Source organism: Bacillus sp. AF23 (assembly GCF_020861455.1).
Classification (GTDB): domain Bacteria; phylum Bacillota; class Bacilli; order Bacillales; family Bacillaceae; genus Bacillus; species Bacillus halotolerans.
In genome coordinates, this window is the sequence record NZ_JAJHVY010000010.1 from 118,263 (window position 1) to 130,926 (window position 12,664).

Here is a 12,664-nt window from a genome sequence, read left to right on the forward strand (position 1 = left end):
AACAGGCTGTTACATAGCCTGTTTTTTTATCGTGTTAATGTTTTAACGATCTTTTTGAAGCTCATATCTGATTTTACTTTAAATTCTCCGGCACGGATCTCCTTGTGATACCCAGCGTCTATCACGTAGTCATTAAAGTCCTTAGCTGAAGAAATAATGCCTTCTTTTTCAAGAATAGCTGATACATCTGCGGTGCTCATGCCGTCTTTAATGATGAGCTTGTACGTTTTTACTTTGTTTTTCGAGTCTGAGCTGCTGTCATCGCTCAGAGATTTCTCTTTTGAGTCGAGAAGCTTTTGATATTCATCACGGTTAACAGAAACCATTTTTTTAGAATCGAGATAATTGTTCACGTCCTGTTCGGTTACTGTTTTTTGTTCTTTTACAGCAGCGGCTTGATCTTCATCTGTCAGATAAAAAACACTTGCGAGAACGGCTGTCGCTAATATGATACCGCCGGCAAATGCCTGAATGCCTCGTTTTGTCATACGAGCACCTTCTCATTATCTTTTATAATCGTATTCACGTCTTCTACTGATACATGCTCAGCTTTAGCGATTGCTTCAGCTGACATGCCGTTATTATATTTAGAAAGTATTTGTTTGGCGATCTTTTGATTGATACCGCTGTTCTTTGCTTTGCGAATCACAAGGTTTGTTTCAAGTAATTCTTCCTCAAGCACTGTCATTTTCTTTTTGAGCTTATAAATTTCCTGCATAGCAGAAAGCTGCAATGTTTCAAGCTCCTGCTCGACATCTTTCATCGGATCTCGTTGAGAATATGAGAATGCAATTAGGGCTATACTGACGATAAACAACGCAATAATAGCAATTTCCACGTTTCATCACCTTCTATTCTTTTTTTATCCTTCTTTTTTATACCATAAAACAAGTGGATTCTAAAGGAATTCGCGAAAAAAACGAGTTTTTGTCGAGAAATCTTTCTTTTCTTCCTTTATGGGTAATGGTTTAATAGGATCACCGAGCCAATGGAAGGAAAGGAGAATGTGAGAAGTCTATGGACAAACACTCATTTCCTCATAACATTCGAAGTGGGATTCCTTTTTTTAGGGACATATTCGACATGAACATCCAAAACTCTCACACATTGACAGTCCGATGGAATCTTTCAGTTGAGACGATGAAACTGGCGGAAACCGTGCTTTTCGAAAAAGCGCCGGACATGATAAAAGAAATCCATATTTTCGTGAAAAGAAACGGTATAGAAGCTGTCAGGACGAAACGCATAAAACGGGACAAAGGGAAATGGATCATTGTTCAGGTGCCTGGTCATGCTTTATATCGCGCTGAATGCAGAATAGTGAATTCGATAAATGTTTCTCTCAAACTAGCTGAAACAGTGGACATCTTTCTTGCAGAAAACGGTGTCAGCGACATAAACAGTTTCCGCAATGCAGAAACACATACCAGGTGGGAGGAACAATTTTCTGCTTACACCTGCTATCGCACTGAGGGAAAAGGGAAATGAACATCCTTATGCTTTCATTCGAGCATCCTAATAAACCGAAAAGCGGGCTTGGGGTTCATTTGAGCCGTCTTATTTCCTATTTAAATCCGCATATCAAAATAACGGTATGCGTTCCAAGCAGTAAGCTATGTTCTTATGCGAATGTTGAAGACTTTATAGCTGATGTCAATGTCAGAATGGTTCAACAAGTGTTGTCATGCAATGAACGGTTTGATCTGATTCATGCCCATGATGACATGACGGCCCCTGCCGCTCATTATTTGAAAAAGCAGCTTGGCATTCCGCTTGCTGCAACGATCCACGGGCTTGAAAGCAGAAGGAAGCGTGCATGCAAAGAAACGCCTCATCCGTACAGGCTGCTGACGGAGAGGCTCCTCCTCGACATTTCCGACGAACTGATTGTGTTAAGCACTTTTATGAAGAGATCGATGAATAAGGCGTATCCGTATCGTGAAAAAATAACCGTCATCCCAAGCCCTCTGTCTCTGCAGGCAAAAAGCGGCCTAGCTGAAAGGATCATTCATAAAAGATACTTGTTTTCGTTTGGAAGGTTTGTTCCGGAAAAAGGGTTTTCACAGCTGTTGAAGGTATTTTCTATACTGAACAAATGCCGGCCTGACCTTCAGTTGGTGCTAGCTGGACAAGGGCCGTTTCTGGCTGCCTATAAGAAACTGGCTGAGCAATTGAGCATAAAGGAAAGTGTAATGTTTTATCCTTTTTTAAATAGAAGAGAGATCGTGACGTTACTGTCTCAATGTGAAATGGCTGTTTTCCCAAGCTTTTATGAACCCTTTGGGCTCGCTGCACAAGAAAGCATGGAACAAGGCGTGCTGACAGCTGTTTCACAGTCGGGCGGTTTTTGTGACTTTGCCGTTCATGACAAAACTGCAATTGCTGCTGATTTTTCGCAAGAACGGGAGGCAGCCGATAGGCTTCACAACATATTAATAGATGAAGAAAAGGCCCGCCGGATAAAAGAAGCGGGCAGAGAACAGGTGATGAAACTGCATCATCCACGGATCATCACAGCATCATATTTGCAGCTTTATCAGCGTCTATTCAATAATTCATCATTTCATTGAAAAACATCCTAGCATTCCGTGCATTATAGTGGTATTATATATAAGTCTGAATAAGTAAATGATATTTAGTTTGGAGGGAAAACAATGCGCGTTAATATTACTTTGGCTTGCACAGAATGTGGTGAGCGTAACTATATTTCTAAAAAGAACAAACGCAACAATCCAGACCGCGTTGAATTTAAAAAATATTGCCCACGTGATAAAAAATCTACGTTACACCGTGAAACAAAATAACAGCATAGCTGTTTGAGGTGTAAGAAAAAAGCCAGAGCTTTGAAAAAGGTTCTGGCTTTTTTCTATTCCGAGGGGGATGGAAATGAAATCACAATTAAGAAAAAAAACAATAGAAACGTTATCAGCGATATCGAATGAAGAACTGTCTAAGAAAACGGCGCGTATCAACGAGCATTTATTTTCTCTCCAAGGGTGGCAAAATGCCAGCATCATAGCCGTCACCATTTCAAGGGGGCTGGAGGTACCGACACGGCCGATCATCGAAAAAGCCTGGGGCGAAGGGAAAGAAGTTTGTATTCCAAAGTGTGATCCTGATACGAAAAGAATGCAATTCCGCACATTCCAAGCGGATGATCAGCTTGAAACGGTTTACGCCGGACTTCAGGAGCCGATGATTGAGAAAACGAATGAAGTGATCCAATCACAGATTGATTTGATGATCGTGCCTGGTGTATGTTTCGATGCTGACGGCTATAGGATTGGCTTTGGCGGCGGTTATTATGATCGTTATTTAAATGATTATAAAGGGAACACAGTTTCTTTGCTTTTAGAATGCCAGCTGTATGATCATGTGCCGCATCTGTCACATGATATCCCGGTTCAAATGCTGGTTACTGAGGATCGAATCATTTCTTGCTTTTCATAGCTTACTCGTCCCTCCGTCAAGAATAAATAAGAAAGAATAACAAACCCTAATAGCAGGAGGGATATAATGAAAAAATTTATGATCTATGCCATTTGTGCTGTTTCTGCCGTGATGTTTTACCAAAACCGTTACCGTCTCATGAATACCGTGCTCAGCCAGCCGGGAATCAGACGGTCCTTTATTCATCTTTTTTTTAGAATTCCGTTTATCCGCAATAAGTTTATACAGCAAGCTTTTTAAAAATCCCGTTTTCACGGGATTTTTTGCTTTTAGTAGGCGTCAAGAGCACCAGCTGTTATAATGAAAAAAAACCATTGGAGCGGTAAACATGTATTTGTTGGAGTATACATATTGGAAGGTCGCGGCGCATTTAGTAAGAAGAGGGTATGGCGTCATACAATCCGGTGAATCTGATGAAATATGGATGGAAGCACCGGACAAATCCTCTCATGATCTGATTCGCCTCTTTAAACAGAATATTGATTTTCGCCAAGAAATTGTAAGGGATATAGAAGTGCAGGCGGAGCGAGTAGAGCATGTCAGGAAGTCTATCGGCAAGCGGCATTTGAAGCTGCTGAATGTGCTGATTTCAGCGGAAGCCCCTGTCGATGACTGGGAGGAAATCACTGAAAAGCCTTTTGAAAAAGGACAGGTATCCGTTGAAACGGCACTTGTGACTGGCACTTCGCTTCATGAAGATCTGCAGGCAGTTTTTCCCTCACTTGATGCTGTTGAATGGACGGAAGACCGAGACTCATTGGAACACGTCCAAATGGCGAAAGAACACTTTTTTTCACTAGTGCAGAAACAAGAAGAACAGCGAAAAAAAGAAGCGGCGTTTTTCCAGAACGGAAAACCTATCTTTACATATTTGTTCATCGCGCTGCAGCTCGTGATGTTTTTTCTGCTCGAAATAAACGGAGGCAGCACCAATACGGAGACGCTTGTTGCTTTCGGTGCTAAGGAAAACGGCCTGATTGCAGCCGGAGAATGGTGGCGCCTGCTGACGCCGATTGTGCTTCACATCGGCCTTGCGCATTTAGCCTTTAACACGCTGGCTTTATGGTCAGTTGGAACCGCTGTTGAGCGCATGTATGGATCAGGCAGATTTTTGCTGATTTATTTGGCGGCGGGTATCACGGGATCGATCGCCAGCTTCGTGTTCAGTCCGTATCCTTCAGCCGGTGCTTCAGGCGCCATATTCGGATGCTTAGGCGCATTGCTGTATGTAGCTGTGTCAAACAGAAAAATGTTTCTAAAAACGATAGGCACAAATATTATTGTTATTATCCTGATAAATCTGGGTTTTGGCTTTGCGGTCTCAAATATTGATAATTCGGGGCATATTGGCGGCTTGGCCGGCGGTTTTCTTGCTGCGGCAGCACTTGGTTTGCCAAAAGCAAAAGACTGGGGCAAAAAAATGGTATCAGCGATGCTGCTGGCTGCCCTGGCCGGCGGGTTTCTCTATTACGGATTGCATTCACCGTCCCATCAGGAGACAGCGCTGATCCGTCAGGCAAATGAGCTTTACCAGGAAGGGAAATATAAAGAAGTAACCGAATTGCTGAACGGTGAAGCAGAGCAGAAAGACGCTTCAGCTGATCTTCTGAAAATCCTGGCAGTTTCTGATATTCAAATCGGCGAATATGATCAGGTGATTTCTCTTTTGGAAAGAGCAGTGCAAAAAGAGCCTAAAGACCATGCGTCCTATTACAATTTGGCATTGCTGTATGCGGAAAAAAATGAACTTGGTCAAGCTGACAAGGCAATCAGGACCGCTGTAAAGCTGAAGCCGAAGGAGAAGCGTTACATAGAACTGCAGCAGCAAATTGAAAATAATAAAGAATAAATGACTGGATGAGAAAACGTTGAATTTGCCAAGGAATGAAACCCGGGTATTTTTGTCAGCGTTTTCTTCTTGACTGGCCGCTTCTTTATGACTACGCTATTTATAGTTAAGATCAAGAATGGTGAGGAATATGAATACATTTTATGATGTACAGCAGCTGTTAAAAACATTTGGACACATTGTTTACTTTGGTGACAGAGAGCTTGAAATTGAGTTTATGCTTGATGAATTAAAGGAACTTTATATAAATCATATGATTGAGAAGGAGCAGTGGGCTAAAGCGGCAGCTGTCCTTCATAAAGAGCTGGAACAAACAAAAAAACGAAAGAGATTCACGTAAAGGTTAAGGTGATAAAAATGGACGAGATATGGTTTGCGGGAATCGATCTTGGAGGAACGACGATAAAACTCGCATTTATTAATCAATATGGAGAGATTCAGCATAAATGGGAAGTGCCGACCGATAAGTCCGGTGACACCATTACCGTGACAATAGCAAAAGCGATTGACAGCAAGCTGGATGAGCTTCATAAACCGAAGCACATCGTCAAATATATAGGAATGGGCGCACCGGGGCCAGTAGATATGGCAACTGGGGTCGTTTATGAAACGGTAAATCTGGGCTGGAAAAACTATGCTTTAAAAAATCATCTGGAAACGGAAACAGGCATCCCTGCGGTTATAGAAAATGATGCGAATATTGCCGCGCTCGGAGAAATGTGGAAGGGTGCGGGTGATGGCGCAAAAGACGTCATTCTCGTTACGCTAGGCACAGGAGTTGGCGGCGGTATTATTGTGAATGGGGAGATTGTGCACGGGATAAATGGCGCTGGCGGAGAAATCGGCCATATTTGCAGCATCCCAGAAGGTGGGGCGCCGTGCAACTGCGGTAAAACAGGCTGTATTGAAACCATCGCGTCAGCAACTGGCATTGTTAGAATTGCAAAAGAGAAAATTGCAAAAGCTAAAAAGCCGACTCAATTAAAAGCATCTGATCATTTAACGGCACGAGATGTATTTGAAGCAGCAAATGAAAATGATGAATTAGCTCTTGAAGTTGTCGATTATGTAGCTAAGCATCTCGGCCTGGTGCTTGGCAATCTGGCCAGCTCGCTTAATCCGTCAAAAGTTGTTCTCGGCGGCGGCGTTTCAAGAGCCGGAGAATTGCTGAGATCCAAAGTCGAGAAAACATTCCGTATATGTGCCTTTCCGCGCGCTGCGGAAGCGGCTGATATATCTATTGCGGCGCTTGGCAATGATGCGGGCGTTATCGGAGGGGCTTGGATTGCTAAGAATGAATGGCTGAAACACCAAAATTGTTAAATTTGTGAAAATGAAATTGATTTTTTGTTATGTTCAGGTTAAGATTTAATTTGATGTGTTAATGAGAATGTTGTGAATAGACTGATTTATTTGAGCGTGCTGCATAGGAGGTTGAAATGCGAAAAACGTTTTTTTCGATGATTTCATTTATGCTGATTGCCATGTTAATGATGTGGCTGAAAACGTATGTTGTTTACAAAACCAGTTTTCATATTAAAATTGACAATCTTACGCAGGAATTTATTCTGTTTATCAACCCATTGAGCTTTTTGCTGCTTATTTTTGGCTTCAGCCTGTTTTTAAAGGGAAGAAACAGAAATCGTTACATTATTGCCATGAGTTGTATTGTCACATTTGTTTTGCTGGCGAATATGGTTTTTTATCGTTTTTACAATGATTTCTTAACGATTCCGGTTCTTTTTCAAACAAGCAATATGGGCGATCTGGGAAGCAGCATCGGAACGCTTCTTGAGCCGACAGACCTCCTATTGGCTGTAGATATCGTGATTTTAATATGGCTTCATATGCGTCAAAAAGCCTTTCAATCAGACATCCCCTCCACGAAAAATGAACGGGCGGCATATTTTTTGTTTGTGGCTTCCGTTTATTTCTTCAACTTAGGTCTGTCTGAGGCAGAACGGCCGCAGCTATTGACACGCTCATTTGACAGAGAAATGCTCGTTAAAAATATCAGCCTGTTTAATTTTCATATTTATGACGGAGTACTTCAGTCAAAGCAATCCGCACAAAGAGCGCTGGCTGACAGCAACAGCCTGACGGAAATTGAAAACTATGTCACAGCCAATGCGAAAGATGCCAATAAGAACTTATTTGGCGCCGCAAAAGGCAGAAACGTCATACTCGTATCTCTGGAGTCGACACAAAGCTTTGTGATTAATGAAAAGGTGAACGGAAAAGAAATCACCCCGTTTTTGAATGACTTTATAAAAGAAAGCTATAACTTTAGTAATGTTTACCACCAAACCGGGCAGGGGAAAACCTCTGATTCTGAATTTATCGTTGACAATTCACTTTATCCGCTTGGACGAGGCGCTGTGTTCTTTACAAATGCGGGCAATCAATACATGGCCGCGCCAGAGATTCTCAAAAATAACGGATATTATTCAGCGGTGCTCCATGCCAATAATAAAAGCTTTTGGAATCGCGATTTAATGTACGATTCATTTGGGTATGATTCATTTTTTGATATTGAATCGTATGATGTAAATGACGATAATTCAGTCGGCTGGGGGCTGAAGGATAAAGAATTTTTTGAACAGTCTTCAGAGCTGATGAAAAACCTGCCTCAGCCGTTTTACTCCAGGCTGATCACACTCACGAACCACTTTCCGTTTGACCTTGATGAAGAGGACAAATTGATTGAGGAATATGATTCAAGCAGCCAAACGTTAAACAAGTATTTCCCAACTGTTCGCTATCAGGATGAGGCGCTGAAACGATTTATCGAAAAGCTGAAGGAAGACGGGTTATATGATAACTCCATTATTGTTTTATACGGTGACCATTACGGAATATCGGAAAACCATAATGAAGCGATGGGGCAGTTTTTAGAGAAAGAAATTACACCATTTGAAGAAGTGCAGCTCCAAAAAGTGCCGTTTGTCGTTCATATTCCTGGAATTACAGACAAGAAGCCGAAAACGATTGATAAGGTAGGCGGACAAATCGATATCCGACCGACGCTGATGAATCTTTTAGGTATTGATACAAAGAACTTCATTCAATTCGGCAACGATCTGCTTTCTGACGATAAACTGGACTTTACAGTGCTGCGGGACGGAAGCTTTATCACAGACCAGATCGTGTACACTGACGGTCTATGTTATGACAAAGCGAGCGGAAAGCCTTTGAAAGAGGCAAAACAATGTGAAACATTTGCTGATAAAGCGAAGCAGGAACTTTCACTTTCCGATGAAATCATTTACGGAGATTTGTTACGATTTTATGATCAGGAAAGACTGGACAATTCGTCAAAAAGAAAAGAAAAACAAATTCTTGATCAGGCCTCATGATCACAAAGTCTCCCGTATCAAAAAATGCGGGAGGCTTTCTTTTTTAAAAAACGCCGTCATATAGTAACAAAAAGGGGGATGATGATGGCGTTTATTACGATAAAACCTGAGATCAAATACAATTTGGCTTTATTGGCAAGAGAACTGAAGGTAGATGAGACATTGCTTAGAAGTGCCAATCAAACAGCGCAGAAACATCAATTGTACTGTCCGGGTTATAAGATTGAAGAAAGCACTGATAAGGAGCTTCAATCCATTCAGGAAGTAAAGCGCTTTTTACACCCGCTGCAGCTTCAGCCTGCTGATGACTGGCTGGAGCAAGAAAAAATCTATGACTTTCTAGCTGTCGAAGAGGAAATTAAAAAAATAATCAATGTGTTTCCGTTTGTTTCATGCCGGGAAATCGGACGTTCTGTTTTGGGCAGGCCGATCTGGGAGCTGGCAGTTGGGGGAGAGCATACCTCCAAAAAAGTTCACATGAATGCATCATTTCATGCAAATGAGTGGATTACCACGTCTGTATTGCTGAAGTGGCTGAAGGAATATTGCCTTTCTTTATGTCATAATACGAATTTCTTTGGTTTTACTCCTTTGGAGCTGTTCAGCCGAACCTCTCTGTCTCTTGTTCCTCTTGTGAATCCGGATGGCGTTGATCTTGTCTTACACGGATCAGCGGGCATGGGAGACAGGAGAGATGAACTTGAAAGACTAAACTGCCATCGGCCGAATTTTAATGAATGGAAAGCAAATATTAACGGAGTTGATTTAAATAAACAATTCCCGTCTTTATGGGAAATTGAAAAATACCGCAAACCAAAAACGCCCAGCTACCGAGACTTTCCCGGAACTTCTCCGCTCACGGAGCCGGAATCCATTGCGATGCAGCAGCTGATAACAGCGGATCCGCCTGACAGGCTGGTGGCCCTTCACACTCAAGGAGAAGAAATCTATTGGGGATATAAAGGCCTTGAGCCCGAAGAATCGGCTGCGGTAATAAAGGATTTTGAGACGATAAGCGGAAACATTTATAAAGGAGTCAAGGATATTGACAGCTATGCGGGATTCCGCGACTGGTTTATTCATCACTATTTTAAGGAAGGTTATACGGTGGAACTTGGAAAAGGCCAAAATCCCTTGCCGTTTGAGCAGTTTTCACATATTTACAAGGCGACAAGCGGGATCTTATGGAGGTCGTTATTTTTTCCTGAATAACTGAAACTTTTTCTTTTTCGTGCCGTATCAAATATGGGACAATAATTATGATCGGAGGGGGAGGCTGATGAGATCAGTTTGTTTGATTCTGCTGTCAGCATTGCTAGTTTGTTTATCGGCATGCGAACCATCTCATCAGCAGCAAAAACAGGCAGCGACGGCAAAAAGTGAGGAAAAAGAGATTGTTCCGCTGCCAGCAGGAAAAGCGGACGGAGCGGAAGGCTGGCTCAATAACAACACAATTCTCTATACAGTCTCAGATCCGACAAAAACAGAGCTTCTTGCATATCAAATCTTTAATGGCAAAACGAAAAAGTTCTATCAGACGGATGGTCAAATCGTTGATGTTCAAATCAATCCCAAGAAACAGATGATTCTGCTGCAGATCACGCATAGCCAACAGACAGCAGTAGTTTTGCTGAATCAAAAAGGGGAGACGCTGTACCAGAAAGAATACGAAACGTACGAGCTGGAGGCCGCATGGAATCAGTATGATCCGTATCAAATGATGGTCACGGTATTCACTGAAAACTGGGACTTCAATACATACCACGTGGATGCCAAAAAAGACAAGTCTGCTTTAAGTCGAATACAGGTACCGTTTGTCCATTGGACCTCAAAAGACACATTTGACTATCTAAAAGAGGGAAGAAACGATAAAGAAGGCCCTTTGTATACGTATGATATTGCTTCTGAAAAGGAGAAAAAGCTGGAGGAGGATGTCCTTTACTTTGATTCTTTTCATAATATGAGCTTTACCGTCAAAGCAGATTCCGGAGAGAACGGCTTGTATGAATTTACATCACCGCAATTGAATGGTGAAGCAGTTACAGCAGATTGGCCGCTCCAAACCAAATATACAAGTCTGGCTCCGATGGAATATGATTATGATGAGGCTGGCGGTCTGTTTTACACGTTTAAAGAAAGCGGGGACGCATATAAGCTGTCAGCGATCGATATGAAATCGGGAAAGGCGCAGGATCTTCTTACCTTGCCTGAAATGGAGCCGATCCAACTATCCCCGAATGGAAAATATGCGTTGTACGGTTTTCATTTTGAGCGCATAATTTCATTAATATCTCATGAAATGAAGCCAATCATCATTGATAAAAAGGAGATGGAATAAGTAATGGCTATCGCAGATGTAACCATTATCCCAATCGGAACAGAAACACCTAGTGTGAGCGCCTACGTGGCGGATGTGCAGAAAATTTTAGAGGGCTACAAGGCAGAAGGGAAAATCAAATATCAGCTGACACCAATGAACACACTGATTGAAGGCGAGCTCAGCGACCTTTTTACTGTGATTCAGGCGATTCACGAAGCGCCGTTCCAAAAAGGGCTTCACAGAGTGGCGACCAACATTCGCATCGATGACAGACGGGACAAAAAAACGACGCTTGAAAGTAAAATAGAAAGCGTGAATAAACATTTACAGCAATAAAAAATAAACCTGTATCCCATTGGATACAGGTTTTAATGTGCAGTAGGATAACCGCTGTTTATCACCGTCATCACTGTAAACCAGCCAAACACACACAAGGTGGCCCCGGCTAATAAAAATCCAAGTATATTTTTGTTTTTCACAGAACGCAAGACTCCCCACAAAGCGAAAAGAGCGACAAGGCCGAAAATCACGACAAGTAACATTACGCAGCCCCCTTTACATTGAAAAACCTGCAATTCTTTCCATTTTTATTCTACCCGTTTTCAGTGTGTTTGTCGATAGCGTTTTCATAGCGATTGTTTGAATCTTTTTTCAAAAACCCTCATAATAGGAGCATAAAAAGGAAAGAGGTGAGAAAAGTGAAATGGAGAAGAATGCCTGTAGGACCGATTCAAGCGAATGCATATTTTTTAATCAGTGATGATCAATGCCTGATTTTTGATCCGGGCGGCGAAGGAGATAAAATCAACCAATACATAAAAGAAAAAGGATTAACGCCTTTAGCCATTTTACTGACACACGCCCATTTTGACCATATTGGGGCGCTGGATGACGTGAGAGACAGATGGGATATTCCTGTCTATCTGCATCAAAATGAAAAGAATTGGCTTACAGATGCCTCATTAAACGGCTCAGGGATGCTGAGAGGGATAGAAGTGACAGCTAAGCCGGCAGATCATTTGATTGAAGGGGACGGTGAGCTGAATATTGGGCCTTTCCATCTGGAGACGCTATTTACACCGGGACATTCCCCGGGAAGCGTTTCATATTACGTAAAGGATGCCGACCTGGTGATTTCCGGTGATGTCCTGTTTCAAGGCGGGATAGGCCGTACAGATTTACATGGAGGCGACCAAGAAACGCTGCTGACGTCTATCCATGAAAAATTGCTTACGCTGCCGGAGCACACATTGGTGTTAAGCGGACATGGCCCTGAAACTGACGTGCAGACTGAGCAGGATCAAAATCCGTTTTTAAATGGTTTTTCATTATAGAAAAAGAGACAAACCGATGAGGTTTGTCTCTTTTTGCCTTTAATGTCCTCCTCCGCCTGGTGCCATAATAAAAATGGAATAGTATGTGAAGCCGGCAAAGAAGATGGTTAAATAAGCGCCAAAGATATAAATGTACATCCGTTCTGTTAAATTCAAATACGATAGAAACACAAATAAGATCGTCTGTCCAAAAAATAAAAGGGAAGCATCTTTCATATCACCTAAATAAAACATGACTGCAAATATTCCCGTCCAAAATCCTAACACCCGGAACATGCGATTCATTTTTTATCCCCTCCCGAGAGTCCCTCTGATTGTTATTATAATAGATCACGAACAAAAATGTAAACATTTT

At 42.1% G+C, this 12,664-nt stretch carries 17 protein-coding genes; 13 read left to right on the forward strand and 4 right to left on the reverse strand.

Going from position 1 to position 12,664, the window contains the following annotated elements:
* Positions 1-26: 26 nt before the first annotated feature.
* Complete coding sequence (locus tag LNN34_RS02725) at positions 27-488, reverse strand: endolytic transglycosylase MltG (RefSeq protein ID WP_024122063.1); 462 nt, start codon at positions 486-488, stop codon at positions 27-29.
* Entirely contained in the window at positions 485-838 is a 354-nt protein-coding gene (locus LNN34_RS02730; RefSeq protein WP_010334943.1) for a hypothetical protein, read from the reverse strand. Before LNN34_RS02730 ends, LNN34_RS02725 begins: the two co-directional genes overlap by 4 nt.
* A gap of 179 nt (positions 839-1,017) precedes the next feature.
* Here LNN34_RS02730 and LNN34_RS02735 point away from each other — a divergent pair, with 179 nt between their 5' ends.
* The 12 genes from LNN34_RS02735 to LNN34_RS02790 all read left to right on the forward strand — a co-directional run bounded on the left by LNN34_RS02735 (position 1,018) and on the right by LNN34_RS02790 (position 11,311).
* Positions 1,018-1,488 carry a hypothetical protein gene (locus tag LNN34_RS02735; protein WP_059352371.1) on the forward strand — a complete coding sequence of 157 codons (471 nt, stop codon included), beginning with the start codon at positions 1,018-1,020 and terminating at the stop codon, positions 1,486-1,488.
* Positions 1,485-2,570, forward strand: a complete 1,086-nt coding sequence (locus LNN34_RS02740) for a glycosyltransferase family 4 protein (RefSeq protein ID WP_059352372.1) — start codon at positions 1,485-1,487, stop codon at positions 2,568-2,570. Before LNN34_RS02735 ends, LNN34_RS02740 begins: the two co-directional genes overlap by 4 nt.
* Positions 2,571-2,654: 84 nt before the next feature.
* The gene (gene rpmG, locus LNN34_RS02745; protein WP_003153056.1) at positions 2,655-2,804 is read left to right on the forward strand and encodes a 50S ribosomal protein L33; all 150 of its coding nucleotides are present in this window, start codon (positions 2,655-2,657) and stop codon (positions 2,802-2,804) included.
* Between the two features lie 82 nt (positions 2,805-2,886).
* Positions 2,887-3,450, forward strand: coding sequence for a 5-formyltetrahydrofolate cyclo-ligase (locus tag LNN34_RS02750; protein WP_059352373.1), 564 nt, complete (start codon positions 2,887-2,889; stop codon positions 3,448-3,450).
* A gap of 66 nt (positions 3,451-3,516) precedes the next feature.
* Positions 3,517-3,690, forward strand: a complete 174-nt coding sequence (locus LNN34_RS02755; RefSeq protein ID WP_069684691.1) for a hypothetical protein — start codon at positions 3,517-3,519, stop codon at positions 3,688-3,690.
* An 88-nt stretch (positions 3,691-3,778) separates the two neighbouring features.
* Entirely contained in the window at positions 3,779-5,299 is a 1,521-nt protein-coding gene (gene yqgP, locus LNN34_RS02760) for a rhomboid protease YqgP (protein ID WP_101864535.1), read from the forward strand.
* 130 nt (positions 5,300-5,429) lie between these two features.
* The gene (locus LNN34_RS02765) at positions 5,430-5,639 is read left to right on the forward strand and encodes a YqgQ family protein (RefSeq protein WP_024122057.1); all 210 of its coding nucleotides are present in this window, start codon (positions 5,430-5,432) and stop codon (positions 5,637-5,639) included.
* Positions 5,640-5,656: 17 nt separating this feature from the next.
* On the forward strand, positions 5,657-6,622 hold the full coding sequence (glcK, locus tag LNN34_RS02770; RefSeq protein ID WP_059352375.1) for a glucose kinase GlcK: 966 nt from the start codon (positions 5,657-5,659) through the stop codon (positions 6,620-6,622).
* Positions 6,623-6,738: 116 nt separating this feature from the next.
* Positions 6,739-8,655: an LTA synthase family protein gene (locus tag LNN34_RS02775; protein WP_059293597.1), complete on the forward strand. Its 1,917-nt coding sequence runs from the start codon at positions 6,739-6,741 to the stop codon at positions 8,653-8,655.
* Positions 8,656-8,736: 81 nt separating this feature from the next.
* A complete protein-coding gene (locus tag LNN34_RS02780) occupies positions 8,737-9,867 on the forward strand; it encodes a M14 family metallopeptidase (RefSeq protein ID WP_101864534.1) in 1,131 nt (376 codons plus the stop codon).
* A 67-nt stretch (positions 9,868-9,934) separates the two neighbouring features.
* Entirely contained in the window at positions 9,935-10,993 is a 1,059-nt protein-coding gene (locus LNN34_RS02785; protein WP_101864533.1) for a hypothetical protein, read from the forward strand.
* 3 nt (positions 10,994-10,996) lie between these two features.
* Entirely contained in the window at positions 10,997-11,311 is a 315-nt protein-coding gene (locus LNN34_RS02790; protein WP_010334936.1) for an MTH1187 family thiamine-binding protein, read from the forward strand.
* 32 nt (positions 11,312-11,343) lie between these two features.
* On the opposite strand, the gene LNN34_RS02795 is transcribed toward LNN34_RS02790, so the two are convergent.
* A complete protein-coding gene (locus LNN34_RS02795) occupies positions 11,344-11,517 on the reverse strand; it encodes a DUF2759 domain-containing protein (protein ID WP_010334935.1) in 174 nt (57 codons plus the stop codon).
* Positions 11,518-11,673: 156 nt separating this feature from the next.
* Here LNN34_RS02795 and LNN34_RS02800 point away from each other — a divergent pair, with 156 nt between their 5' ends.
* Positions 11,674-12,309, forward strand: a complete 636-nt coding sequence (locus LNN34_RS02800) for an MBL fold metallo-hydrolase (protein ID WP_024122052.1) — start codon at positions 11,674-11,676, stop codon at positions 12,307-12,309.
* A 39-nt stretch (positions 12,310-12,348) separates the two neighbouring features.
* On the opposite strand, the gene LNN34_RS02805 is transcribed toward LNN34_RS02800, so the two are convergent.
* A complete protein-coding gene (locus tag LNN34_RS02805) occupies positions 12,349-12,594 on the reverse strand; it encodes a DUF2626 domain-containing protein (protein ID WP_033884711.1) in 246 nt (81 codons plus the stop codon).
* Positions 12,595-12,664 lie beyond the last annotated feature (70 nt).